At 60.4% G+C, this 26,595-nt stretch carries 20 protein-coding genes; 8 read left to right on the top strand and 12 right to left on the bottom strand.

The genetic code is table 11. The annotated features are described in order from the left end of the window. Positions 1–210: 210 nt before the first annotated feature. A complete protein-coding gene (locus ACOOHD_RS16485; protein ID WP_420458978.1) occupies positions 211–1,806 on the bottom strand; it encodes an ATP-dependent DNA ligase in 1,596 nt (531 codons plus the stop codon). Between the two features lie 12 nt (positions 1,807–1,818). Continuing rightward, entirely contained in the window at positions 1,819–2,865 is a 1,047-nt protein-coding gene (locus ACOOHD_RS16480) for a ligase-associated DNA damage response exonuclease (RefSeq protein ID WP_420458977.1), read from the bottom strand. 375 nt (positions 2,866–3,240) lie between these two features. Between ACOOHD_RS16480 and ACOOHD_RS16475 the strand changes: the two genes are divergently transcribed. From ACOOHD_RS16475 to ACOOHD_RS16465, 3 genes are read left to right on the top strand one after another with little or no spacing between them, the layout of a single operon-like run. Beyond that, on the top strand, positions 3,241–3,510 hold the full coding sequence (locus ACOOHD_RS16475; protein WP_420458976.1) for a type II toxin-antitoxin system HigB family toxin: 270 nt from the start codon (positions 3,241–3,243) through the stop codon (positions 3,508–3,510). Positions 3,511–3,549: 39 nt separating this feature from the next. Then, on the top strand, positions 3,550–3,870 hold the full coding sequence (locus tag ACOOHD_RS16470; RefSeq protein WP_420458975.1) for a helix-turn-helix domain-containing protein: 321 nt from the start codon (positions 3,550–3,552) through the stop codon (positions 3,868–3,870). Positions 3,871–3,883: 13 nt separating this feature from the next. Then, positions 3,884–4,504: a Uma2 family endonuclease gene (locus ACOOHD_RS16465; RefSeq protein WP_420458974.1), complete on the top strand. Its 621-nt coding sequence runs from the start codon at positions 3,884–3,886 to the stop codon at positions 4,502–4,504. Here ACOOHD_RS16465 and ACOOHD_RS16460 read toward each other — a convergent pair. The 3 genes from ACOOHD_RS16460 to ACOOHD_RS16450 form a co-directional block, all read right to left on the bottom strand. Then, entirely contained in the window at positions 4,476–6,353 is a 1,878-nt protein-coding gene (locus tag ACOOHD_RS16460) for a CocE/NonD family hydrolase (protein ID WP_420458973.1), read from the bottom strand. The genes ACOOHD_RS16465 and ACOOHD_RS16460 overlap by 29 nt on opposite strands. Positions 6,354–6,414: 61 nt before the next feature. Then, positions 6,415–7,131, bottom strand: coding sequence for a DoxX family protein (locus tag ACOOHD_RS16455; protein ID WP_420458972.1), 717 nt, complete (start codon positions 7,129–7,131; stop codon positions 6,415–6,417). Positions 7,132–7,214: 83 nt separating this feature from the next. Beyond that, a complete protein-coding gene (locus tag ACOOHD_RS16450; RefSeq protein ID WP_420458971.1) occupies positions 7,215–8,978 on the bottom strand; it encodes a hypothetical protein in 1,764 nt (587 codons plus the stop codon). A 263-nt stretch (positions 8,979–9,241) separates the two neighbouring features. Here ACOOHD_RS16450 and ACOOHD_RS16445 point away from each other — a divergent pair, with 263 nt between their 5' ends. Both ACOOHD_RS16445 and smpB read left to right on the top strand, forming a co-directional pair. Then, positions 9,242–11,401, top strand: coding sequence for a S9 family peptidase (locus tag ACOOHD_RS16445; RefSeq protein ID WP_420458970.1), 2,160 nt, complete (start codon positions 9,242–9,244; stop codon positions 11,399–11,401). Positions 11,402–11,525: 124 nt separating this feature from the next. Then, complete coding sequence (gene smpB / locus ACOOHD_RS16440) at positions 11,526–11,990, top strand: SsrA-binding protein SmpB (protein ID WP_420458969.1); 465 nt, start codon at positions 11,526–11,528, stop codon at positions 11,988–11,990. A gap of 28 nt (positions 11,991–12,018) precedes the next feature. Here smpB and ACOOHD_RS16435 read toward each other — a convergent pair whose 3' ends face one another. Further along, on the bottom strand, positions 12,019–13,134 hold the full coding sequence (locus ACOOHD_RS16435; protein ID WP_420458968.1) for a lytic transglycosylase domain-containing protein: 1,116 nt from the start codon (positions 13,132–13,134) through the stop codon (positions 12,019–12,021). A 426-nt stretch (positions 13,135–13,560) separates the two neighbouring features. Between ACOOHD_RS16435 and ACOOHD_RS16430 the strand changes: the two genes are divergently transcribed. Together ACOOHD_RS16430 and ACOOHD_RS16425 are read left to right on the top strand one after the other, a co-directional pair. Continuing rightward, entirely contained in the window at positions 13,561–14,568 is a 1,008-nt protein-coding gene (locus tag ACOOHD_RS16430; RefSeq protein ID WP_420458967.1) for a Gfo/Idh/MocA family protein, read from the top strand. A gap of 32 nt (positions 14,569–14,600) precedes the next feature. Next, entirely contained in the window at positions 14,601–16,064 is a 1,464-nt protein-coding gene (locus ACOOHD_RS16425) for a sugar transferase (protein ID WP_420458966.1), read from the top strand. Here the strand turns inward: ACOOHD_RS16425 and ACOOHD_RS16420 are convergent, their stop codons facing one another. Then, a complete protein-coding gene (locus tag ACOOHD_RS16420; protein WP_420458965.1) occupies positions 16,065–16,814 on the bottom strand; it encodes a TrmH family RNA methyltransferase in 750 nt (249 codons plus the stop codon). On the opposite strand from ACOOHD_RS16420, the gene ACOOHD_RS16415 reads away from it, so the two are divergent. Then, positions 16,792–19,284: a BamA/TamA family outer membrane protein gene (locus ACOOHD_RS16415; protein WP_420458964.1), complete on the top strand. Its 2,493-nt coding sequence runs from the start codon at positions 16,792–16,794 to the stop codon at positions 19,282–19,284. The two genes, ACOOHD_RS16420 and ACOOHD_RS16415, sit on opposite strands and share 23 nt — an antisense overlap. On the opposite strand, the gene ACOOHD_RS16410 is transcribed toward ACOOHD_RS16415, so the two are convergent. The 5 genes from ACOOHD_RS16410 to ACOOHD_RS16390 form a co-directional block, all read right to left on the bottom strand. Beyond that, on the bottom strand, positions 19,285–22,719 hold the full coding sequence (locus ACOOHD_RS16410) for a M36 family metallopeptidase (protein WP_420458963.1): 3,435 nt from the start codon (positions 22,717–22,719) through the stop codon (positions 19,285–19,287). Positions 22,720–22,823: 104 nt separating this feature from the next. Beyond that, complete coding sequence (locus tag ACOOHD_RS16405) at positions 22,824–23,576, bottom strand: ribonuclease H-like domain-containing protein (RefSeq protein WP_420458962.1); 753 nt, start codon at positions 23,574–23,576, stop codon at positions 22,824–22,826. A gap of 69 nt (positions 23,577–23,645) precedes the next feature. After that, positions 23,646–24,533, bottom strand: a complete 888-nt coding sequence (locus tag ACOOHD_RS16400) for an OmpA/MotB family protein (RefSeq protein WP_420458961.1) — start codon at positions 24,531–24,533, stop codon at positions 23,646–23,648. An 8-nt stretch (positions 24,534–24,541) separates the two neighbouring features. Beyond that, complete coding sequence (locus ACOOHD_RS16395) at positions 24,542–25,318, bottom strand: M48 family metallopeptidase (protein ID WP_420458960.1); 777 nt, start codon at positions 25,316–25,318, stop codon at positions 24,542–24,544. Position 25,319: 1 nt separating this feature from the next. Beyond that, on the bottom strand, positions 25,320–26,576 hold the full coding sequence (locus ACOOHD_RS16390; RefSeq protein ID WP_420458959.1) for a 3-phosphoshikimate 1-carboxyvinyltransferase: 1,257 nt from the start codon (positions 26,574–26,576) through the stop codon (positions 25,320–25,322). Positions 26,577–26,595: the final 19 nt, after the last annotated feature.

Below are 26,595 nucleotides of genomic sequence, written 5' to 3'. Positions count from 1 at the left end.
GATAAATGAACCGCCGAAGGTAGGTGATGAAGCGCGGGACTTTACCGTCAGTTTTACGGGTGTTCTGTGACGGTTAAGGACGACCCATCGTCTTCCTTTATGACGTAATACGTCGATAGTCAGCCCTTTAGCTTATACCGTTAACTGTCATCCTCACCAGTCCCGCACCAGGCTTACATCTAGGGCCCCTACCCCAGATGACGCAGCCCATCAACTCCCATACACCGCCAACATCCCCTCCAGATCCGCCTTAGTATTCGCCTCCTCCACCGGCTTATCGTGCCGCCAGCGGAGCATCCTCGGGAAGCGCAGCGCCACGCCCGATTTATGCCGCGTGCTCTTGCGAATGCCCTCGAAACCGATCTCGAAAACCTGTTTCTGCTTCACCGAGCGCACGGGGCCGAACTTCTCCACCGTATTGCGCCGCACCCAGGCGGTGATCTTGTTGAACTCCTGGTCGGTGAGGCCAGAGTAGGCCTTGGTGAAGGGGACCAATTGATCGCCGTCCCACACCCCGAAGGTGAAGTCGGTGTAGAGGTTGGCGCGCCGGCCGTGGCCCCGCTGGGCGTACATCATGACCGCGTCGATGGTCAGGGGGTCGACTTTCCACTTCCACCAGTCGCCCTTCTTGCGGCCCTGCTTGTAGGCCGAGTCGCGGCGCTTGAGCATGATGCCCTCGGAGTACTTTTCGCGGGCGGTCTCGCGCTCCACGGCTAGCTCGTCCCAGTGGGCAAAAGCGAAGACGGGACTGAGATGAAGAATGCCCTGAGTGTCGTACTCCTTGATCAAACGTTCCAGTAGTTCCCGGCGGCCGGAGAGGGGTAGCTTACGAATGTCGCGGCCTTCGTACTCCAGCAGGTCGTAGCACATGAGTACCACGGGAGCTTCCTTGAGCAGCTTCTTACTGACGGTCTTGCGGCCGATGCGAGTCTGGAGCACGTTGAAGCCGAGGGGCTGTCCATTTTTATAGGGAAGAATCTCGCCGTCGATCACCGTGCCGTTGGGCAGGGCCGTAGCCAGGACGTCGTACTCGGGATACTTGTCGTTAACTAGTTCCTCCCCGCGGGACCAGACGAATACCTCGTCGTTGCGCACAATGACCTGGCCGCGGATGCCGTCCCACTTATGTTCCGCCTGCCATTCATGGGGGTCACCGAGCTCCTCCGTCGGTTGCTCTAACTGGTAGGCCAGGTAGAAGGGATAGGGGCGGGAAATATCGTCGGTGGCCGACTCCGAGTGGATCAGCTCCTCAAAAGTGGTGTCGTTGGGCGTCCAGTTGCCCATGAGGCGATGGGCCAGGTTAGTCTCCTCGATGCCGGTGGCCTGGGCCAGGGCGCGGGTCATGAGCTTTTGACTTACGCCGACGCGGAAGTTGCCCGTGATGAGCTTATTGAACAGGTAGCGCTCGGTGGTGCCCAGCCCGCGCCAGGCTTCCTGCACGGCCTCCTTCTTACCCAGCTCGTCGTAGCCGACGAACTGCTCGATGTAGTTGATCCAGTAGGTGAGGGTGTGGTCGTAGTCAGTCTCGGGCGGGGGTAGGACCAGAGCGATGGTCTCGGCCAGGTCACCCACCACGTGGTAGCTTTCCTCCAGGATCCAGGTGGCTACCTCACTCAACTCTGAGGCCCAGGCGCGCAGCAATTTGGAGTTGACGGTACGGCGGGGTCGCCGGTGCGAAAGAAGGGCGATGGTCCAGAGCTTGTCCTCGTCGTCGACCTGGAGGAAGTAGTCGGCTAGGGCCTCGACCTTGGTGTTAATCTTGGTGGTGCGGTCTAGGCGGCGGAAGAGTTCGGCGAAATTTTTCATGGATAAAATTTATCACTCCCCATCAGCCAACGCATTTTCCTTACTAGTCTCCTCGCTGCCCTTCGTTTCAATCTCGGCCAGCTCGCCCTCGTACTCGGTCTCCAGTTCGACGGCGTTGTAGCCCTGCTCGCGCAGGTACTTGGAGAAGATGGAGGTGTAGCCGTGGGTGACGTAAATATTGTCGGCCCCGGTAAGGTCGATGGCCTCTAGCAGGCTGGGCCAGTCGCAGTGATCGGAGAGGACGAAGCCGCGGTCGGCCCCGCGGCGTCGACGTGCACCGCGCAGGGTCATCCAGCCGGAGGCCGCGCCGATGCTGGCGTTGCCGAACTTCTTGACCCAGGGCTGTCCGATAGCGCCGGGGGTGGCGACGACGATGTTGCCGGGGTATTCTTTTTTGTTGATCTCGCGGGTGACGCGGGTGGTGTCGGGGAGCTTAATGCCCTGTTTGCGCAGCACCTCGTTGGTGTTCTCGATGGCGCCGTGGGTGTAGATCCTGCCGATGGAAGTGTCGAGGCCGGCGAGCAGGCGTTGGGCCTTGCCGAGCGCGTAGCCGGTGAGGATGGCGGTGCGGCCCTCGCTGGCGGTCTGTCGCCACCAGTCATTGATGTCGGCGAAGAGTTCCTCCTGGGGCGTCCAGCGATAGACGGGCAGGCCGAAAGTGGATTCGGTGATGAAGTGCTGGCACTGCACGGGTTCGTAGGCCTCGCTCAGTCCGTCGTCCTCGAGCTTATAGTCGCCGCTGGCTACCCAGATTTCCTCCTTGTACTCAACGCGGATCTGGGCTGAGCCGATGATGTGCCCTGCCGGGTGGAAGCTGAACTTGACCCCATTGATCGTCTTGACCTCGCCGTATTCCACGGTTTCCAGGTCGATATCGCCCAACCGGTACTTGATCACCGGGGCGGCGGTGCGGGTGCACAGGTAGTGGTCGTTGCCCCAGCGGGAGTGGTCGGCGTGGCCGTGGGTGATCAGGGCGCGGGGCACGGGCTTCCAGGGGTCGATATAGACGTCGGCCTGCTCGCAGTAGATGCCGCGGTCGTTGAAGGTTAGAAGAGGCAAGGAGGATTTACAGTTTACTATGTACAACGTACCATGTACTATTTGTTTGGCAGCTCGCTTCGCTCGTTGGGGTCGTCGTCCGCCGAGTTCTTTGCGGCCTGATGTAGTTGGACGGGAAGCTCGTCGGCCGACTGGCTTAACCTATGTAAATAATTCATAATCAGGTTCAAAATGAATTACTCATGGCGGTAGAATTCATGTTCTGTTGCTTTCTGGCGCCTAGGGCTAAATTCTTTGTCCCAGAGTGAATTGAACGATACCCGTATTTGTTAACTGAATTAACAGCAGCTACTTCTATATTGTGGAATTTTATTCTACATTGAGAACTTTTCTTAGCCTTCTACATGTTCTATGAGAGTTGTCACACCGCGCAGATTGAAAGAGTTTGGCGAGGTCCATCCTGCCGCTAAGGTCCCACTACTCCATTGGTACGGAATAGTCAAGGAAGCCAAAGGGGATTCACTGGCAGATGTGCGAGCTGACTTTCGAACGGTCGACTATGTAGGGAATAACCGCTACGTGTTTGACATTAAGGGCAATGCATACCGTTTGATTGTTATCATCATCTTCGCTTCACGGAAAGTGTACATCCGTTTTATCGGTACGCATGCGGCCTATGACAAAGTGGACGCCAAAACCATTTAATCAATGACTCAAGAACAATACGAAGTAGCTTCGACACGCATGGAAGAGTTACTTCGGTCAATGTCGGATCAACAGCCACTCTCCAGCGCCCAGCAGGCGGAACTTGATCATGTATCTGATCTGGTAGCTGACTACGAAGAGCAACATTATCCTTTTGAGCCAAACACCCTTAGAGAAGCCATAGAGCTACGTATGTTTCAGCGTAAGCTTAGACAGAAGGATCTGGCGGTCTTGCTCGGCACGTCACCTTCCCGAATTAGCGAAATTTTGAACGGAAAACGCGAGCTGAACTTGGCTATCGCCAAAGCACTCCATCAAAAGCTTAATATCGATGCAGACTTTATCCTGACGGCACCCTAAATCATCTCCCACCATGACCAAATCCGTACTCACTCCCCCCGCTATCTCCCGTCACAGCAACGGAGACTTCTTCTGGACCGTCGATCGCTATCACCTCGCGATCGACAACGGGATCTTTGGGGAAGACGATAAGGTGGAATTAATTCATGGAAAGATTGTTAACAAAATGCCCGCCGGAGCCCCCCACGAGGAATGCATCACCCTACTAGCCGAATACTTTCGCGATCGTTTCGGTAAGCAATTTCGCTACCGGCAGGAAAAATCAATCAACCTCGCCGAATTAGCCTCTGAGCCGGAACCTGATTTCGCAGTCGTAAAGGATAAAAAGTACGGAACCTATCGCCCGGCAATTACGGATATCTACTTACTCATCGAAGTAGCCAATACCTCCTTAGACAAAGACCGCAGCCGCAAAGCCGAACTCTACGCTCAGGCCGGCCTTCCCGAATACTGGATTGTCAATCTGGCCGACCGGCAGATCGAAGTCCATCTACAACCCCAGCCGGAGCAAGGGCGCTACGGCTCGGTGGTTACCTACACTGAGCAGGCCACCTTCACCAGTCCCTTCGCTGGGGAGGTCACCGTTGCCGAGCTACTGCCCGACCCTACCGCACCGGCACCCGCACCACACTAGGATATTCCGCCGAATGATGAATCACGTTCCGCGCTACCACCCCCTCCGTCTCCGTCACGTTATCCCCGCCCGTATTCAGATTACGGTCGAAGCGTGGGAAGTTGGAGCTGCTCACCTCCACCCGTAGCCGCTGCCCGGCCTTGAATAGATTACTGGTGCTCATTGGCGTCAGCTCCACCTCGTACACTTCGCCGGGCTCCATGAAGACCTCCTTATCGTAGCCCTCCCGGTAGCGCACGCGCTGGATCGTCTCGTCCAGGTTGTAGGCACTGCCGTCTTCTTCCACGACGATCAGTTTGAGGGTCAGGTCGGTGTCCTTGGCGTCACTACTGAGGTAGAGCGTAGACTCCACGAAGCCGCTCACCTCCGTATCCTCCGCGAAGGATTCGGTGGTATAGACCAGAATGTCGTTGCGCGCCTCCATTACCCGCTGGTCGAAGCTGCCGCCTTTTACCGCGTCGCCCGTACAGCAGACGTTGCCGCCGTAGCTCTTTACGGGGTTCATGGGATCGTAGACGATGGTATCCGGCCGGCTGACTCGTTCCTCACTCGACGGAGTGCGCACCAGCGTCCCCGCCCCGTATAGCGTGTTAGCGTTGCCGGGACTGCTGAGGTAAAAATCTACCATCTCTACGTCCGGCGGCGGCCAGGCGGTGGTGGTCTGCCACTCGTTGCTGCCCATGGTGTAGTAGGTGACGCGCGCCAGGGTGTCAATTATTTCCGGAGAGTCACTCTTCAGCCACTTATCGAAAAAGCCGTAGATCAGCGCATCGTAGTCGTAGCGGGCATCGCCTACGCTACGCTCCCCAACTATAGTGTTCTGCACCGCTCGCTGGTAGGCGCAGTGGAGGGTAGGGGCGATCCAGAGGTACTGATTTTCCCGGGCCTGCTCGCTCTCCGCGTTTTCGCGCACGTGATTGAAGAGCGCCAGGTTGGGGCTGATCGACACGTCGTACCAGCTCGTGAACCAGAAGGTCGGCACGTCGTAGGGCATATCGTCGTGGTAGAGCCCGCCCTCGTACCAGGCCGGATCGTTGGGCTTGCGTACGATCATCTCCTCGTACACACCTGTGGGGCCCTGTTTCGCCTTGATGATGTCGCGCACGGGTAGGGTGGCGAGCAGTTCGGTGGAGGAAATTTCTGGGTATTCCGGTGCCATATCGTAAAAGCGGCTCAGGCGCTGCAGGTCTGCCTGGCTCAGTCCCTCCTGCAGCCGCGGGGCCAGGGGGTCGTGCTGCACCTGGTACAGCCAGCTCGTGAAGAGCATCTGCTGGGCGCCGCCGCGGTACCAGTTGCCCTGTTCCATAAAGTCCCCCACCCTACCGACGCCGGCTCCGTAGCCCATCGGCACGGCGGCCTTCAGGGCGGGGTGGCCCATACTCGCCACGGCCATTTGCCACTCGGCCGTCGAGCTACAGCCTAGCAGGCCCACGTTGCCGTTACTCCAGGGCTGGGTGCTCATCCATTCGATGGCGTCGTAGCCGTCGGTCAGCGGCACGCCGAGGATGTCCCACTCTCCTTCGGAGAAGTAGCGGCCGCGCTCGTTCTGCACCACGTACGCGAAGCCGCGGCTGACCATTTCGTGGGCCGTTTCGTAGGTCCTGGTCTGCTCCTCCCCGTCCACGTAGCCGTTGAACTGGTAGGGTGTGCGGCTGAAGATGATGGGTGCTTTGTCCACGTTCTTGGGGTGGTACACGTCGGTAGCCAGCCGTTTGCCGTCGCGCATGGGCACCATCACTTTCTGCTCGATGTGAGCAATTTCGGCCAGCTCCAGGTAGGCATCACTCTCCTGGGCGGGGACGCGGGTGCAGAGACTTAGGAGCAGCAGTAGAGTCAGGACGTGGCGCACGGGAACTGATATTGGTGGGAGGGCAAGATAGGTGGTTCGGGGCACCCTGCCGCGACAAGTTTTATCTCCCCTCATACTCCTCCAGGCAGGTCGCCAGCGAGCCGCCCCGCTCGTGGATGCAGGCGCAGAAGTCTGCCCCCCGCGCAGACCGCTCCGTACCGGTAAACTGAGTGTTACAGTCTCCGAGACTGTTGCGGGGCATGATGGCATACACGTTCAGTGCTATCGTAGCGGCGACGGTGGCTACGGCAGCGGTCCCAGCTAGCGCAACAAACTTCAGCGGGAACCGCCTGTCGTACGTTCCTGGGGGCACGAAGGTGTAGCGCAGCTGCTCCTCACGCAGCGGAAGTAGAAAACGAATCCGGTCCCAGTGCCAACACAGCAGGTACACATTGGCTAGCACCATAAGCGGGGCCGTCAGCAGGGAGCCCTCAAAACGCACTGCCAGCGAGAGCACGCAGATATTGAAAATGATCGGAAAGTAGAGCACCGCCCCCAGCAGCGCCGTTCGCGGGATCAACAGCAGCACGCCCGCCAGTACCTGCACCACCCCGATGAAGGTGTAGTAGAATCCCGTAGCCTGCAACGCTACTAGATAGCTCCCCATCGGATGCACCACCGAGAGCCCGCTGGCGAAGCGCTCCCCCGTCAGTTTGACGATCCCCGCCGGGATGAAGCCTACGGCGAGTAGCACCCGTACGCCGTAGGTGAAGTAGCGCAGCCAGAGGTTGCGACGTACTTGGTGGTGTAGCCGGTCTAGGGTGGGTAGGAGTGGCATGGGGTAAATGTAATGAGTCGGCAGAAGAGCTTTCTGGCCGGCTCCGCCAGGCCGAAAAGAATTCGGCTGACGACCACCCAGGCTCACTCCCCTCGCCGTATATACAGTATATACAGTTCGTACTCTGCATTCTGGCCTACGAGATTCCACCCCCCCTCCGGCAACGCCTCCCCGGGCCGTTTAACGTAGTAGTCAGCCACGGGCATCGAGGTAAGGGAGTGTCTTTCACGTCTCAGCATATACAGTGGATAGAAGGCCTCGTCACTCCCCGCCACCCGCGCCCCCGCTGGCACCTGCTCCACTAGTCCCCGTACTGACCGGTACGTAGGCACGATGTCGTAGTAGTAGAGGTGCAACGAAAACTTCTCCGGCGTCACCCACACCAGTCCGCCGGCCAGGAGCAGCCAACCGACCGCTACGCCGCGTAGCCATCCCTTCCGCCACCGCAGCGGCCGCTGTTGCATTGACGCAGACCCACCGGTTGACGTGAACACGCGCCCAGCAAGCGGTAAACACGCAATAAACAAGCCCACGAACTGCAACTGAAAGAGGAGCGTACGGTGAAAAGGTACGGCCCGCATCAGTAGCACCGTGGCGAGAGTGATACTCAGCAGCAGGACGTAGAACGTAGCCAGTCGGCGAAACGCTCGATTCCGAGCCCAGCAAAATGTCAGGGGTAGCAAGGCAAGCAACGGCAATAACCATGGCACCCCCGCCGCCACGTCCAGCGCTAGGTAGTTGACGTAGTCCGGTAGGGTAGGTAAGAATTTTTCCGCAAACTCCCCCACCCCCTGCTGCCCGCCCGCTACGTAGCGGTTGCTGGTGATGGCCCCCAGCCCCGAAAAACTGATGGCCGGTAGGTAGAATAAAAATATCCCTACCCCCGCCACTAGTTGACTGGCGATCAGCGACCAGTCTACCCGCCGCGCCCGCAGCCATCCTAAACTTATCCACCCCAACAGCGCGAGGTGGAGGTACAGAAAGACCGGTACGGTAGCATAGGCCAGTAGACAGCAGCCGCTCAGTAGCCACTGCATCCGCCCCCCCCGATAGCTATCGGGGCTATCGGGGCGCCCGGAGGCGTACCGCCACACCGCCACAAAGGCCCCCCAACTAAAAAGGAGCAATAGCATGTACCCCCGCGCCTGTGCCGCAAAACCCCATACTGGCAGCAGCACCGCCACGAGTACCACCAGCGCAAAGGCCGCGAACCGGTCGTGCAGTAGCGTACGCAACCAGCAGTACTGTAGTGCCCCCAGCGCCAGATAGGCCGCCAGTGAGATGAGCCGTCCCGTGAGCACCAAATCGTCGGTCCACCAGCCAAATAGTGTGCCGTTCAGGACGTTGAATGAGACGTGATTATTGGGCAGCATGTAGTAGGTCAGCGCCCGGAAGGGACCTGCCCCGGCGGCGTGCATCGCACTGAATACTTCATCGTAGGCGGGGGGGAGGAGGTAGTTGGCGTAGGCCCAAAGGCTGAGCTGGAGGAGAGACAGCGTAGCCAGTGCTAGCAGGTCGCGTCGGGAAATGTGCTGTCGTACGGACGGTGCGGGGTGCCGCTCCGTCTGCCGCCAGGAGTAGAGGAGGTAGCTACCGGCGAGTAGGGCGAGCAGGATACCTAGTGCGGCGTAGCGATCGCCGGCGACCTTGGTCTGGGGGGTGAAGAAGTCAGTGGCCCAGTGGGTGGAGCGGTAGAAGGGTGCCTGGGTGAGGTAGGCGTCACGGAGGGTGACGTAGTCGTGGGCAAGGTACCAGGTAGCGTAGGCGATGCCGGTGAGTAGGAATAGTAGGGCTATACTGTATCCGATTCGCTGTATCCACCGCACCTGACGGGCCTTCATCCTCATGACCCGAAGGTACTTGCCGGCGGTCGAGGGCTTGTAGCTCGTGCGTTTCTTCCCCGGAGGGGGAGCCCTAACGTAGCGAGGTCTGTAGCGCCGCAGGCGGTAGGGCCTCGCGGTTGATCCAGCCATCCCGATCAGCCCCCCAGCGCAGCCAGAGGCTGCATTTTGCTGCCGCTGCCGGAGGCAGCATTGTACTGTCCATCCCTACCCAACCTCCACCCGCCCCCCGCCGTTATGCAGTACCAACCTCACCCCCCCACTCGCCGATGCGTCACTTCTTCCTACTGCTCTTGTTTTCGACCGGCCTCACCGCCCAAAAAGCCATCACCCTCGAAGACATCTGGGCCACCTATACCTTCAGCCCCGACGGCGTCAGCGGCTTCAATTTTTTACAGGACGGCACCTCCTACGCCGCCCTCGAAGACAACCAGGTGGTGACCTACGACATTACCACCGGGGAGCAGACGGGTACGATCCTGGCCGACTTCGACGGCCGCATTGATGACTATGACTTCAGCGCCGACGAAAGCAAACTGCTCCTGAGTAGCGAAACCGAACAGTTGTTTCGCCGTAGCTCCGAGAGTTTCTACTACGTCTACAATACCGCGACCGGCACCACCACCCCCGTGTACCCCGAAAAGAAGCACCGCCTGGCTACCCTCGACCCTACCGGTCAGCGCGTAGCCTTCGTGGTCGATAACAATGTGTACATCAAAAACCTAGCCGACGGACAGCTTACCCAGGTCACCGAGGACGGGGAGGTGAACACCATCATCAACGGGGCCACCGACTGGGTCTACGAGGAGGAGTTTGGCTTCAGTAAGGCCCTGTACTGGAGCCCCGACGGGCAGCGGCTCGCCTACCTCAAGTTCGATGAGCGCAAGGTGCCCGAGTTCACCTACACCGACTTCCACAACAACCTCTATCCCGACTACGTCACCTTCAAGTACCCTAAGGTGGGCGCCGAAAACAGCACCGTCAGTCTGCACAGCTACGACCTCAGCAGTGGCGAGACCACCGACCTACTCACCGTCAACGAAAACCCCGAACAGGAGTGGCACTACCTGCCCCGCGTACAGTGGACCACCGACGCCAGCGAACTCACCGCCCAGCGTATGAACCGCCACCAGAGTAAGCTGGAGCTCGTGCTATTTAACCTTCAGGAAGGCAGCCAACGCACCCTGCTGGAGGAGGAAAACCGCTACTACATCGACGTCCACGATAACCTCACCTTCCTCGACGACGGCTTCGTGTGGACCAGCGAGCAGGATGGCTTCAACCAGCTCTACCGTTACGACATGCAGGGCGGTAACCCCGAGCGCCTTACCTCCCAACGCTACGACGTCACTGAGTTTTATGGCGTGCACGACGGTATGTTGTACTTCCAGGCCGCCGGCCGCGACCCTATGGAGCGGGAGGTGTACGCGAAGAGTCTACGGGGCCGCGATCTGCCCCGCCCACTGGCTGCCGAGCCGGGTTATAACGACGCGGAATTCTCAGGCACCTACGACTATTTTGTACTGTCACACTCCACCATCAATTCTCCGGAAACGGTGCGGGTAATGGATCTTGCGGGATCGCAGGTGCGGGAGATTGTGGACAATGCAAAGCTCACGCAAACCATTCAGGACTACGGCTTCCAGCCCGCCGAGTTTTTCACCTTCACCACCGAGGAGGGCACGGAACTGAACGGCTACATGGTCAAGCCCGCCAACATGGACTCTACCGTAGCTCACCCCCTCCTCATGCACGTCTACGGCGGCCCCGGTAGCCAGCAGGTGCTCAACAACTGGCGGGGACAGAATATGGTCTGGTTTCAGATGCTCGCCCAGCAGGGCTTCGTAGTTGCCGTTGTCGATAACCGTGGCACCGGCGCCCGCGGCGAGGAAATGAAAAAGCAGACCTACTTGACCCTCGGAAAGCAGGAGACCGAAGACCAGATCAGTGCCGCCCGCTACCTCGGTAGCCTGCCCTACATCGACGCTGACCGCATCGGTATTTTCGGTTGGAGCTACGGCGGCTTCATGGCCCTAAACGCCATCCTGCACGGCAACGACGTCTTCGCGGCCGCCATCTCAGTAGCCCCCGTAACAAACTGGAAGTGGTACGACTCGATCTACACCGAGCGCTACATGCGCACCTACGAAGAAAATAAAGAGGGCTACGATGAGAATAGCCCCGTTAATTTTGCCGACCGCCTGGAGGGAGATCTGCTGCTGGTACACGGTATGGGTGATGATAACGTACACTTTCAGCACACCGCGGAGATGGCCAACGCATTAATTATGAACAACAAGCAGTTTGAGACCTACTTTTACCCCAATCGCAATCACGGCATCTACGGTGGCCCCACCCGCCTTCACTTGTACACGAAAATGACTAACTTTCTGCTCCGTAGCATTGGCCCCGCGGCCACTACGAAGTAGGCAAGATTTTTCCGCTAACCGCGAACTCCAAAGCTAAAAGGGCCGTTCCCTAACGCACAGTATTATTGAATATCACGAGAGGCTCCGTCATGACCCGGCGGAGCCTCTCTTTTTGCACTTCCGCATGGCTAAAAAGACGAAGGAAAAGGAGTTTGTAAACCGCAAGGCGAAGTTCGAGTACGAGTTCATCGAATCCGTCGAGGCGGGTATCAAACTTACCGGCACTGAGATCAAAAGCATCCGGGCCGGCCACGTCAACCTGCGCGATGGCTACTGCGCCTTTGACCGGGGCGAGCTCATCCTACGCTCCCTCTATATTGGGGAATATAAGCAGGGCAACCAGTTCAACCACGAGGAACGCCGCCCCCGTAAGCTACTGCTTAAGCGGCAGGAACTGCGCAAGTGGGAAAAAAAGGTCAAGGAAAAGGGCTTCACCATCGTGCCTTACCGCCTCTACCTCAACGCGCGCGGACTGGCCAAGGTGGAGGTAGCCCTGGTGCAGGGTAAAAAGGTGTACGATAAGCGCGAGACCATCCGGCAGCGTGAGAGTAAGCGCACGATGGACCGGATCAAAAAGCAGTATCTATAAAACAGGCCACTCGACCTTAGATTTTAGACTATAGACTGGCGAAGGAGCGGTAGTCGTCCAGGTAGTCCAATAGCAATTGCTCCTGCGCCTGCCGGAAGCTCCACACCGGTGTAGCGTAGATCAACCGATCGCCACGTACCCCCAGGAGCATCCGCACCGGATCAAAGCCCCGCTCCTGCGCCAGGGTGGTCGCTAATTCCAGGTTCTCATCCGCCGGCAGCTCCACCAAGTTGGGCCGGCCCCACAGGAACCGTTGTACGGCGGATTTCCGCCCCGCGGGCACCCGCAGCCGGTAGCCCGTCGCACTAGCCGGAATGTAGGCCTGCACGAACATAGGGTTGATACGGCGCAGGGTGGCCGGACGGATATTACACTCACGGGCCAGTTTGGCCAGACTGATGCGGCGGTAGATCCGGAGGCTTTCCGTACCGGGCAGTTCGTGGGGAATCAGTCCGTGGTCTTCGTAGTAATTAACGGCGTAGGCGGCGGCCAGGTAGGCGGCGACGTAGCGCTGGGTTTCGCCCGGCAGGTAGGCTTTGACTTGCTCGTACGTATCGGATCCGGCGGCCCGGATGGCGCGCCGTACGCGCCCGCCACCGGCGTTGTAGGCGGCAAGTACCAGGTTCCAATCGGTGAACTCCTCGTGCAGAGCCTTGAGCATCAGCACGGCGGCCTCGGTGCTGCGGTGAATATCGAGGCGCTCATCGACGGTCCCATCCACACGCAGGCCCATCTCGCGGGCGGTAGCCGGCATGAGTTGCCACAGTCCGGCGGCACGGGCGGAGGAGACCGCACCGGGCACTAGCATGGATTCGGCTACGGCCAAATACTTCAGCGAGGCGGGTAGCTCGTGCTTAACGAGGTAGTATTCGAAAACGGGAAAGTACAGGTTAGCGCGGCCCAGCATGCGCTCGGTGTTGCGGCCTCCGGGACCGAGGTAATCCTCAATCTTGCGCTGGGTAAAGGCGTCGGTAACGGTAGTAGGGAGCGGCAGATCGAGACGTTGGAGGCGGTTAGTTAGTTGAGCCTCGGTCCGCTTGGTTGGTTTGACGGGTGAGAAAAGGGTGGCGCTAGCTGTAGTGGGGATCGCTACCAGCAGGCTCAGCAGGAGCCAGAGGTAGCAAGCCCGTTGGAGCTTGCTCATTTCATAGTGTTTCGTGAAAAGATCACACCGGGTAGTGCAATACCTAGCGTGTGGGTAGGCTAAGTGAGACCATCGTCCCGCGCCTACTAGAAAGTAAAGGTAGGGGCAGTAACCAACGCCCATCAAGGGTGGCAGTACGGCCCGGTATAAGTTTAACTGTTGACGAGTCTCCGTGTTTAAAAGGCCGAACCGGCGATGTTGAGACAACTACCATTGATTGTTTGGCAACGACCCGTATACTATCCCCTCACCTCCCTTTATTCCTGATCGGGCGCAATTATATTGGCCTACCCGGCGTAAGCCCCCCCGATAGAAAATCGGGCAAACGAAACGTTAAACGTCTTCCATTTGCCCGTTTTAACACTTTTTGCCTGCTTCGGCAGGTCCGTACGCCACGCCGTAGCTTTGTCCGAAGCCCCTACGCGCATGCTCAAGATTGGATTAATCGGCCTCGGCCACCTCGGCAAAATTCACCTAAAGTGTATTCTGCTGGCCGCGGAGGCCTACGAACTAGTGGGTATATACGATGCGGACGCGGAACTCACCCAGCGCCTGGCCGCGGAGCACGGCACCCGGGCCTTCGCCTCGGCTGCGGAGCTCATTGCCGCCGTAGAGGTGGTCGATGTTGTCACCCCCACCACCACCCACTTTGGGGTAGTGAAGGAGGCCCTGTTGGGCGGCTGCCACGTCTTTGTCGAAAAGCCCCTCACCCAGACCCTGGAGGAAGCTAAGAAACTCATCGCGCTCAGTCGGCGCAGTGGCAAATTGGTCCAGGTCGGACACGTAGAGCGCTTTAACCCCGCCCTGTTGGCCCTGGAGGACGTGCAGGTACGTCCCTACTTCATCGAGGCCCACCGCCTGGCAATGTTCAATCCACGCGGTACGGACGTAAGCGTAGTACTGGACCTGATGATCCACGACCTCGACATCGTACTCAAGCTCGCCAACGATGAGGTCAGTGAGGTCAGGGCCAGTGGCGTGGCCGTACTGAGTGATACCCCCGACATCGTCAATGCCCGCATCGAATTTCGCCACGGCGCGGTGGCCAACCTCACCGCCTCGCGCATCAGCCTGAAGAACATGCGTAAGGTGCGGCTCTTTCAGCGCGACGCCTACATCAGTCTCGACCTGCTGGAGAAAGAAAGCCAGGTCGTACGGCTCTTCGGGGCGGATGCCACGGACGTGCCCGCGCAGGGGCAGCAATTTCCCCTCGACACGCCCCGCGGCCCCCGGATCATTCACGTCGATCAGCCCGCCAGCGGGCCGGTAAACGCCATTCAGTTGGAACTCGAGAGCCTCGCGCATAGCATCGAGACGGGCACCGCCGCCGCCGTAAGCATCGAGGATGGCTACCGCGCCCTGGAGCTGGCCGAACGCATTTCCGAGGCCGTACGCCGCAACCAGGAACGCCTCCCTGCCCCCGTGGCGACATAGGTTCCGCCCCAGGCCCTGTATTTTCGGCCCCGATGACGCATCCGCTTCCCCCGCCCGCCGGCCTCCAGCCGGATACGGCCGCCCGCCGGCGGCGGGATCGGTGGGTGTACGTGGTAGGCGATCTGCTGGCCGCCTGGCTGGCCTGGACGGTCTTTTTCTACCTACGGGGGCGGGCAGAGGGCTCCGTGGAAGGACCGGCCGATATGCTGAGCGACCAGAATTACGGCTGGGGCAGCTTCTTCATCCCCCTCTGCTGGTCGCTGGCCTACGTACTCTTCGACCAGTACCGCGACATCTACCGCCTGAGCCGCCTTACTACCCTGGTGCATACGCTAGTATTGTCCGTGGCGGGGACGCTGGTGCTCTTCTTTACGGTGCTGTTAGACGATGCCGTGGTGGACTACTCGATGTACGCCCGGAGCCTGTTGACGCTCTTTGCGTTGCAATTCCTGTTCACTGCCGGACTACGGATGCTGCTGCTCACCCGGGCCAGTCAGCGCCTCAAGGCCGGCGAGGTAGCCTTCAACACCCTCATCGTGGGCGGGGGTGAGCGGGCCGTCAATCTGTACCAAGACATCAGTGGTCGACCCAAGGGGCTGGGTAACCGCTTCATCGGATTTGTGGACAGCCGCACCAAGAGCCAGCCGGCCCTGCAGGACCACCTGCCCCGCCTGGGCAGTCTGGGAGAGCTTTCCAACCTGATCGAGGTGCGCAACGTGGAGGAAGTGATCATCGCCATCGACACCAGCCAGCACAGCCGACTCCGGGAGCTGCTGGGCGTACTGAGCGATTACGAGGGGCAGGTGCTGGTCAAGATCATCCCCGATATGTACGACATCATGCTCGGTACAGTGAAGATGAACCACGTTTTCGGTGCCGTACTCATCGAGATCCGCCAGAACATGATGCCCCGCTGGCAACGGATCGTAAAGCGGATACTAGACCTGGCCACCGCGACCTTCCTGCTGATCCTACTACTGCCCCTCCTGCTCTACGTAGCCCTGCGGGTACGACTCTCCTCCCGGGGCCCGATCCTTTATACCCAGGAGCGGATCGGGCTCAATGGCCGTCCCTTTCGCATCATCAAGTTCCGCTCCATGTACCCGGATGCCGAGGCGGGCGGCCCCCAACTCAGCCGGGACGACGACTACCGCTGCACCCCCTGGGGGGCCACGATGCGCAAGTGGCGACTCGACGAGCTGCCGCAGTTTTGGAACGTCGTGATTGGCGAGATGTCGCTCGTGGGCCCCCGCCCCGAGCGGCAGTACTACATCGACCTGATCAGCGCCCGCGCACCCCACTACCGCCACCTGCTGCGCGTACGCCCGGGCATCACGAGCTGGGGGCAGGTCAAGTATGGCTACGCCAGCAACGTCGAGGAGATGATCCAGCGCCTGAAGTTCGATATCCTCTACATCGAGAACCGCTCGCTGGGGTTAGACTTTAAAATCCTGTTTTATACTCTGGTGGTGCTGGTGCAGGGCAAGGGGAAATAACTAGCGCTTTAACGCACTACACAGAATCCCCGCCGCCACCGCCGCATTCAGGCTCTCCGTAGTGCGGCCGGCGGCGCGCGGGATCGTCACCCGGCGATTAATTTGCACCTGCGTCCCCGCCCGAATGCCTGGCCCCTCCGCACCGAGGACGAGGATGCCGGTGGAGGGTGGTGTGACGTGGTAGATATTTTCGCCGTCCAGATCGGCGCCGAAAACGGGGAGGTCCGGGAATGCGTCGGTGAGGGTGGTGAGCTTCGCCTCCCGGTACTGAATGCGCAGGAAGGAGCCCATGCTGGCCTGGATGCTCTTGGGGTTATACAGATCAGCCGTGCCGGGGCCGCCGAAGACGTAGGGGAAGTCGAACCAGTCGGCAATGCGCAGTAGGGCCCCGAGGTTGCTGGGCGACTGGATGCCGTCGAGGTACAACGACCAACTGGTGGCTACGGCGGGGGAGATTATGGTGGCTGACGGTGGGGTACCGACGACGGCCAGCACCTGATTGGGGGTAGCCAGCTGACTGATGCGCCCCAATTCTTTGGGGGTGACGGCCGTTGTGGGTACACCTATCGGCGCCGCAGCCTGTTGTAGCCAGGCGGGGAGGGCATAGAGGTGATCGACGGGGTAGCGGTCCTGCTGGAGGAGTTCGGCGACGATGCGCGGTCCCTCGGCTACGAACTTGTGGTAATTTTGCCGGACCTTCTTCTGACGCAGGCTACTTATGAACTTGATGGTACCGGAGGGAATGGGCATACTGGCGGAAGGTCTGCGCCGTACGGCGCCGGCGGCCCTGCTGGCCCTGGTGCTGATGGCCTGCAACGTTACAAAATACCTCGACGAGGGGCAGGAATTGCTAGCCAGGCAGCAAGTGGAGCTGGCTAAAAAAAGCAAGGTAAGTAACCGAAGCGAGGTAGCCTATGAACTCTCCACTCTGACCAAGCAAAAGCCGAACGGCAATTTTCTCTTTCTCTTCCCCCGCGAGCATTTCTACCTGGCCAATAATAAGGCGAAGGATACTACGCGCATCGACCGTTTCCTGCGCAATACCATCGGCCAGCCCCCTACCCTGTACAGCGATAGTCTTTCCCGGCGTTCGGCGGCCCTGATGACGGATTTCATGCGCTACCGGGGCTACTTCAACGCTACGGCCTACCACGAGGCAGACCGGCGACGGAACCAGCGGGTGAACCTGATCTACCACGTCGATCCAGGCCGGCGCTACCTGATCGACTCGGTCGACTACAGTAGCCCCGCACCGGCCATTGATAGTCTGCTGCAGGTACTTAAGACCGGTAGTGCCCTGCAGCCGGGAGCACCGCTGGACCTGACCGCATTCGACGCCGAGAAAGCTCGGCTCAGCACCGCCCTGCGCAATGAAGGGTACGCGTACTTTTCCACTACCTACTTCGATAAGCTAGAGATCGATACCAGTCAGCGGCAGGGCTACGCCGATATTTACCTGACCGTACTGCCGCCGCAGGAAGAGCAGAACTACCGTAAGTACCGCATCGGGCAGATCACGGTGCTGACCGATTACTCCCCGGCCCGGGACGCCTCCGGGGAGGCCTACCCCGGCGATACGCTAGTGGAGGGTATCCGTTTTCTTTCTCCCTTGGCTACCTTCCGCATGCGGCCGGACATCCTGGCGGACAATATCTTCCTGGAGACCGATAGCCTCTATAGTCGCGAGGCCTACGAGAAGACCAACCTTGCCCTGAGTGGGCTGGGTATCTATCGCTTCGTGCGCATCAATCAGCTGCCGGATCCCCTACGGCCTGACGTGCTCAATTACCAAATCCAACTCAGTACCGACAAACGAATGGCCCTAGGCATCGATCTGGACGTCAACTACACCAACCGCAGCCAGCTGCCCGGCAATAATACCGTTACCCAGAACAGCAACCTGATCGGACTGAGCCTAAGCCCCAGCTTTCGCAACCGTAACGTCTTCGGAGGGGCGGAGCTACTTACGGTAGGACTACGGGGGGGGGTGGAGATCAATCCCAGCCCGAGCAACCGGGCACCTTTTTTCAATACCGTCGACCTGGCCGCGGAGACTACCCTTAATCTGCCGCGCTTCAAAGATTTCGGCCTGTACGGACTGGGGCGCAGTACGGGACTGATCTCCGACCGCTTTTACCAGCAGCTGCGGGAGCGGGCGAACACCCGCTATAGCCTGGCCTACGAATACTTGTTCATCAGTACCTTTTACGCCTACAATATTGCCAATGCCCGCCTGGGCTATGACTTTCGCCGCTCGCCTACCACCCTCTACCGGATCAATCACGCGGCGCTGGACGTGCTCAATTTCAGCGTAGAGCAGCAGTTTCAGGACATACTGGACAACAACCAGCGACTGCGTCTCAGTATCAGTGACCAGTACTTCGTGAGCCTGCTCTTCCGGAGCCTGGAGTACAGCCGCACCGGCCGGCCGGATCAGCGGGGGCGCTCGATCTCCCTAAACGCACAGTTTGAGCTGGCCGGAGCGGAGGTATTCATCGCCGATCAGTTCATCAACGACCTCGACCCCAATAACCAGCTGGCGCAGTTCGCGGTGGGTCTGGTGGATACCCGGTTCAAAAAGCAATTTTCGCCCCTGCGCAGTTTTGCCAGTCGCCTACTGATCGGGATCGGCCGACCCTTTAGCCAGGATGAGGAGGTGCCCTACGTCAAACAGTTCTTTGCCGGGGGGGCTAACTCCATGCGGGCCTGGGCACCCCAGGGACTGGGGCCGGGAGGCTACGTCGATCCCCTCAGCATCGACAACAATGGCAACATCAACAATAACCTGCGGCTTTACCAAACCGGTGACCTACAACTAGAGGTCAATTTCGAGTACCGCTTCAATTTGTTCTCGTTCGTCCGCGGGGCGGTGTTTACCGATATCGGCAACGTCTGGCGGGTCAAGGAGGACCCCGACCGGCCCGGCTCCCAGTTTCTCCTCCGGGGGCGGCTACGGGAGGATGAGGGCAGCACCCCCTTTTACCACCAACCCTTCTACCGGCAGCTGGCCGTGGATGGCGGATTCGGTATTCGCATCGATCTGAGCTACTTCGTCTTCCGGCTCGATCTGGCCCTGCCCCTGCGGTACAATTATCCCCGCGATGATAGTGGATTCCAGGCGGTGCGGGACGCCACCAACTACCCCGAGAGCGCCTACTGGTTGCGCGAGTTCGACCTGGGCGAGGTACGCCCGCAGATTGGTCTGGGTTACCCCTTCTAGCTAGCGGGCTACGGTGAGTTTAGCGGTCGTGAGGGCCGTAGCTTCCGTGAGCCGTACGGTATACTGCCCGTTGGGTAGACCGGCTACCGAAAAATCGAGGGCACCGCTGCCTTGTTCCACCCGGGTCGTTTGGCGCAGCAGCCGACGGCCGTCGACACTGAACAGTTCAAGCAATAGCTCACCGGAGCCGGCCGCCTGTAGCCAGAGTTGTACGCGGTCCGTAGCGGGGTTGGGGTACATCCGTACACTGCGGTTGGTCGGCAGGGACCGCGTAGCAATATCGCTGATGATTTCGCTGACGTTGACGACCACCCCGTGCTCCGGCACGCGGGCGGTGCTGGTGTCGCCCTCGGCGGTAGTGAGGGTCGCCAGCCCGTTGTAGGTCAGCAGATCGGAGAGTACCTCGATCTCATCGACCCACCAGCCACCGGCACCGAAGGAGCCGTCGGTGACGAAGCGGTACCGCAGGTAGATGGCCTGCCCCCGGTAGGCGGTCAGATCGACGATGGCCTCCCGGTAGCCCTCGCTATTACCCCAGAAGGTGGGCGTGCCCCGAAGGGTCCCGGCCGCTCTACTGTTGATCAGCCCGCGGTAGCCGTAACGGAGAAACTTGCCGTCCACGTTCTCCCAGTCCGTCCCGTTGGTACTCACCTCCACGACACCGGCGTCGAAGGCGGCCTCCGTGCGGTATTTAGTGAAAAAGCGCAGGGCGGGACGCGGACCGCCGATGGTAAGCGGATCGCGCAGCTGCAGGATCTGATCCTGGGCCGATGCTGTATTGGGCACGAACCAGGCGTGCCGTCCGGCGAAGGGCGTAGAATCAGAGCGTACCCAGGTGGCGGTGCCGGTACCGGAGACCACGTCCCAGAGCGCCTCGTCGGTGGTATCGGCGTTGCTGTACAGTAGGCGACTGCTGGTCGCATCGGGGGGCGTAATCACCGTGTAGCTTACCGTATCGCGGGCACCGGCGCCCAACTGCCCCAGGGTGATGGTGAGAGCACTAGTACTCGGGCTGACCTCGGCACCCCCCTTATGGATACTGCCGGCTACTAGTTGGACGCCGGCGGGCAGCACGTCAGTTACCGTAAGGCTGGTGACGGCCGTGGGCTTATCATTACGTACGATGAGGGTGTGGGTGATCTCGTCGCCGGGACTGATGAAGGTGGTATCAGCTTGCTTCAGCAATTTAACTGTGGGAATACAGTCGGGGAGAAGATCGAAGGCCTCGCGGTTGTCGCTACGTAGGTCAGCCGAGCCCTGTTTGGCCGATACCCCCAGGCCACGGCGGGTGAATACCTCCCAGATCATACAGGCATTGGCCCCCCCATTAAGTACCTGATCGGCGACCAGTAGGGCGTCGCGGCCGTCGACAAGGCCGGGGCTACAGGGGGTGTACTTCATACCCTCGACGACCAGGCGGACGGCGGCGTTGTTGCCCCCCGTGCCGGTGATTAAGTCTTCGTCGAAGCCGTAAGTTTCCACCATGCGCCAGTACAGGTCCCAGAGCGCGGCCGCCCAGGTTTCCCCTACCCCGTGGGGGATGGCATCGGTGATGACATCGTCGTACGTATGGCTGTTGATGGCAAAGTCGGTGGAGTAGAACTGCGAGCGGAAGCCCCGGGCCCCGGACTCCCCGGAGGTAGAGTATACCCCGATGCCCCGCTCTTCGGTACCATTGGGGGTAGGGGTAGCGGACTGCGGTGTCGAGGCCAGCAGGAAGAAATCACTCCAACCCTCCCCCATCTGCTCGTCGTTCTGTAGGCACGTATACTCCGAGGGGCCACCCACCAGGCGGATGCTCAGACCGTGGGCGTATTCGTGGGCCACCACGCCGTTGTCAAAGGAGCCGTCGGTAGGCGTCAGGTTGTTGTCCTGGAAAGCTACCTCCACCGTTTCACCCGCGGTGATGACCTGCTTGAGGGGGGTACAGTCGCGCTCCCGCAGCAGCACGGCGGGGATGGTCACGGGAATATCGTCACGGTCGTTCACAGCGGCCATCGTGAGTAGGTCATTGGCAGGGTTGCAGATGATCACCCCCACCGCACCGGCCTGCTCGGCGTTGAAGGCCTTCTGCTGGAAGGTACAGTCGCCACGGTCGATCAGGGCGATCTTTCCGCGTACCTCCTCGGGGTTGATGAGCGTGGAGCAACCCAGCTTAGGCGACTGGGTGCTATCACGGCCGATGGCTAGCTGGGCCGTAAGGGGCTCCTCGCCGACCCGCGCACCGAACTCGGCGCTGCCCGTGCGGCGATTGCCGGCTAGGTCGTCGGGAGCAAGGACGGTGAGTAGGCTGCTGGTGCCCCAGAGGTACATCTGCATGCGGCCGGAGCTTCCATCGCCCCGGGTGCTGAAATTGGCGTTGTTGGTTCCCGAAGAATCGTGGGTTTCGGCCCGTACGGGATCCCGGCCCCGCCCGCCGCGGCCGTAGTTGTTCTGCTGGTAATTGCCGGAGGCCTCATCGAAGCCATGGCGGTAGAGCCAGTCGTGCAGCATATTGTTCGTGTAGAACAGCTGGGTCAGGGAGGCCTCGACGATGTCGACCGGCCGTTGCATCGTGTCGAAGAAGAAATCGAAGTCCAGCTCCGCCCCGCCATCGGCCGCAAAGCCGGGGTCGGGTTCGTTCCGGGTGGTATCGGCATCGCGGTAGGCCCAGACGTTGTTGCCGCGGGTAGTGGTGTACTCTGGCCCGGGCTTGCCGTTGGTATCGTGCCAACCGTAGGGCGAGGCGAGGGTGTCTGCGGGCTCCAGCAGCAGTTGGCGGGGACCGTCGGCGGGGGATTCCAGTCCGAAGGGGAAGACATTATAGAGGGCCCCGTCGCCGCGGAGGCCTGCCGCTGCGCTCGGGGTCACTTCCACCTGCTTTGCACCTGCGCCCGCGCCCGGTGCCTCGTCGAAGGAGCAGCTAAGGGTGAGGCTAGTTTGGTAAAGTTCCGCGCCGGTGGCTGCGTCAACCATGTGGAGAGTGGTGTGCTGCTTGGCGTCCTCGCTCACCACTTGCCAGGCGAGCTCCAACGTAGCCCCGGGGCCGGGCAGGGGGTAATAGACCATGTCGGCTGAGAGCATGCGGGTACTAGCCGGCAAGCCCAGGCGCAAAAAAGCCTGGTCGTCGGTGAGCCGGGGCACGGTGGCCTGTCCGCGCCGGCGGATGTCGCGCTCCAGGCTGGAGGTGTGGTAGATAGCCCGCCCCCCGCGGTAGTGCACGGCGGCCTGGGCGTTGTAGATGGGCGTGCCGTAGAGCGACTGGCCTACGTAGACGTGCTCGGTGCCGTCGGGGGAAACGTACTGATCGGTGACGCGCAGTTCCCAGAGATCGGAGTCGACCAGGTCGAGCTGCTCGACGCGGTCGCGGAGGAACTGCAGGGCGGGCGAGCCTCCCTCCTGGCCGGCGAGGGGTAGACAGCCGATGAGTAAGGCAAGAAGTAAAAATGCTTTCATGAGGATCTTTACGCGGTGGACGTAGCCATTGGTAATAAGGCAAGAACTCCCAAAGCTAAGCCGAAACGTGCACCAGGGCGGCCCGCCGCCGACAAAAGCCCGCATTAGCGCTCCACGTAGTGCACCTGAGCCTCTCCGAAGAGGGGTTTGCGCTGGTAGCGTAGGAACAGCTGGGCGGTGGCCAGTACGTCCTTTTCACAGTAGGCCGCGATGCGCTCTACGTCATCCTCCTCCCAGAATACGCGGCCCACGTCGCTGCCGTCGATGTCATCCTTCGGGCTCGGAAAGCCCAGTACGGCGGCCAGTAGTTTGAGGGAGACGTAGGCCTTGCGATCGCCGAACTTCCACAGCTCCATCGTATCCAACAGGTGCTTGGTTTCCCAGGGTTTCTTGCCGCTGATGTCGAGCAGGGCGGGCAGTTTTTGCTGGTGGGCCACGATGCGGCGGCACATGTAGGGCACGTCGAACTCCTTGATGTTGTGGCCGCAGATGAAGTACCGGGCCGGATCGCCGTAGTACTGGTCGAGCATCTCGCTGAACTCCTGGAGTAGCTTGGCCTCGTCCCGCCCCGAGAAGGACTTAAGCCGCAGCTTGAGCTGCTTGTCCTTATCGCGGTACACGGCGCCCACGCTGATGCAAATGATCTTTCCGAACTCGGCAAAAATGGCGGCTTTGTCGGCGTAGGACTCCACGAGCTCCTCCTCGGTAAGCTCCTCGCCGTAGCGCTTGAGGGCGCCGGGCGCTTTGTAGGCCCATAGCTGCTGAAACTGTTCGCTGAGTTGCCGGTAGGTGGGTTGGCCACTTACCGTTTCGATGTCCAAAAAAAGAATGCGGGTAATGTCAATCTGCTCTACCATACGTAGCTAAGGTGAGGGCCGAAGATATACGCTAATTGACGTAATTACAAGCTTATTTGAGCAAAAAAGTTACTCGCCCGTCGCGGCCAGCCGCTCTAACTGCCGTACCAGGTTGCCTACATTATTGGTGAAAACGAAGTCGACGCGACGGTTGCGCGATCGCCCCTCGGGTGAGGCATTGGAACGGGTGGGGCCGTACTCTCCCTGGCTGGCGGCGAGCAGGCGGTTGGGGCTCACGTAGTAGGTCTCGGCCAGTTCCTTGGCCAGGGTACTGGCGCGCAGGGCGGCGTACTTCCAGTTGTCGGTACCCTTGAGCGTATTGGGCTGGTTGTCGGTGTGGCCCACGATGCGCAGTTTGAGCAGGGGGTTTTGCTGTAGGATCTGGGTGACCACCTTGAGAACCGCCTCGTTACCGCGGGCTAGGTAGCCCACCGAGCGGGGGCGAAACAGTACCATCTCCTGCACGCTCAGCACCAGCTCGCCGGGTAGCTCTGCGATCTCGTAGGTATCGGGGGCCAGTTTGGTTTCCAAGGAGTCACTCAGCAGATTAGCCGCCCGCCGGATATCGGCCGAGAAGGCATTGATGGCCGCCGACTGCACCCGCAGCAAACTATTCACCAGGCGGTCGTTGGCCACCAGCGCGGCGCGCAGATCGGTCACCCGCTGGCTCATCTGGTCGCTGGTGCTACTCAGGTTACTTTCTAACTCCTCGATGCGGTCGTCCTGCACCCCTAGGCGATCCTGTAGGCGGTTCTGGGTTTCGAGCAGCATGTCGTTGCCCCCGCGGCTTCGTTCCAGCGCCAGGGTGAGATGCTGTATGGTATCTGCCTGCACCCGCGTCACCACCGCCAGGCTATCGATGCGGGGCTGGTAGCGCTCGGCGGCCTTTTTCGGTGAAATACAGGAGCTGAGGCCGCAGCCAACAAGCACAAACAAAAGCAGGGTAAACAGACGCATAGGCGGGCTTAGGTCACGGGAGTAGGAGTGAAACGCAGTTTCCCCCCGTGTTCTTTCAACCAGGCGTCGTATAGTTTATACTCCGGCAGGGCCCGGGCCACCTCCGCCCAGAAGCGTGGGGAGTGATCGGCGTGCACCAGGTGGGCCAGTTCGTGCACGATCACGGCGTCCAGCACCGGCTCCGGGGCCAGCAGTAGGCGGGTGGCCAGGTTGATGTTTCCGTTATGCGAGCAGGAGCCCCAGCGGCTGTAGGTATCGCTGAGTTTGACCTGCCGCACCGGGCGCTGAAAGTGCAGTTCGTTTAGGGCATGTACGCGCTGGGCCACCCGGGGAAGTTCCCGCACCGCAAAGTGCCTAGCTAGCAGCTTAGGAATCACGCGCGTCACATTTGGGCGGGTATCGCGGGTGCTTAGGGCTAGGTAAAGCTCCCGCTCTCCCCTGACCTCGAGCTTATGGTGGGTAGCCGCACACTTCCCGACCTCGATCCCGAACTCCTCCTCCCCCAGCCAAAACATATAGCGCGCCGCCTCCGGCGGCCCGGCGAAGTGAGCGAAAGCATCGGGCTTTTCCCGGGCCGCTTGCTCGGCCCAAGCTATCATCTCGGCGATCCGCTGCTTGCGTGCCGCTTCGTCCAGTCCGTAGGGCAGGCGAATGTACAGCGCCCGCTGCCGTACCGAGGCGATCGTAGCCCGCCGCCCCCGCTCGGTGATGATGCGCAAGGGCACCGTCAGCTGCCCCAGCCGAACGGTGGTACGTAGCTCCTGGGTTTTACGGCGGCGGGCCATCTCAGTCCCGGTTTATTTCCAGTCCGAGTCGCTCTAGGTCACGGTAGAAGTCCGGGTAACTCTTTTTGACCACGTCGGGGTCCTCCAGCGCGATGGGATGCTGTAGAGCCAGTGGGGCTAGCGCCATCGCCATACGGTGATCGTGGTAGGTGGCAAAGGTGGGCGTACCGGCGGCGTAATCGACCCGGCCCTCCTGGGCGAAGTACTGAATGCCGGTCTTGCCGGCCATCCGTGCGGGGATTTTGTAGAGGGATACCCCCACCTTACCTAGTTCGGTTTTCATCGCCTTTACCCGGTCGGTCTCCTTGATGAATAGCGTCTGTAGACCGGAGTACAGCCCCTGCACTCCCAGGGCGGCACAGGTGGCCATCAGGGTCTGGGCCACGTCCGGGCACTCCACGAAGTTGTGTTCGAAGAGGGCGGGTGGGGCGGTTCCAGCGGCCTTTGTGATCCGCACGCCCGTATCGGTAAAGAAGGTCATGACCCCGAACTCCTCGTACAGCCGCCGCACCACGGCATCCCCCTGGAGACTCTCCTCAAACAGTCCGTCGATGCGCAGGTCGGTCTCCTCGCTCACCGCCGCCAGGCTGTAGTAATAGCTGGCTGCCGACCAGTCGGCTTCCACCGTGAAATCGCGCGCCTGGTAGTACTGTGGGTCCACCACGATAGTCTGCCCCTCCCAGTGGTGCTTCACCCCGAAGTAGCCCATCAGGGCCAGCGTCATCTTGATGTAGGGCAGGCTCACGATATGACCCTCCAGGGTCAGCTTGAGGCCGGTGGGCAGGGTGGGTGCCAGCATCAGCAGGCTCGAGATGTACTGGCTACTGGTATCGGCGGCAATGCTCACCCGGTCGTCGCGGTCCAGGGCACTGTAGCCGATGCGTAGTGGCGGGTAGCCCTCCTTTTCGGCGTATTCAATGTTGGCCCCCAGCCTACGCAGGGCATCCACCAGGATGCCGATGGGGCGCTCCTTCATCCGCTCGCTACCGGTGAGCAGCTGCGTACCCCGCCGCCGGCAGAGGTAGCCGGTTAGGAAGCGGTAGGTGGTACCGGCCGGACCGCAGTCAAGTACCTCCTCCTTACTATTCAGCAGTCGCTGTAGGCGCACCGTATCGTCGGCCGCGGCTAGCCCCTCAATCGCAAAGCCCCCCGGCGTCAGGGCCCGGATCAGCAGGGCCCGATTGGCGATGGATTTGGAGCCGGTGAGGGTAAGGTGACCGGTGAGGGGGCCGCCTGGGTAGCGCAGGGTGAGGGACATGGCGGGCAAAGGTAAGCTC

The sequence above is a fragment of the Neolewinella sp. genome, from assembly GCF_965214665.1.
Classification (GTDB): Bacteria; Bacteroidota; Bacteroidia; order Chitinophagales; family Saprospiraceae; genus Neolewinella.
The sequence above is the reverse complement of the archived record's forward strand: the minus strand, read 5'-3'. Positions and strand labels throughout refer to the sequence as shown.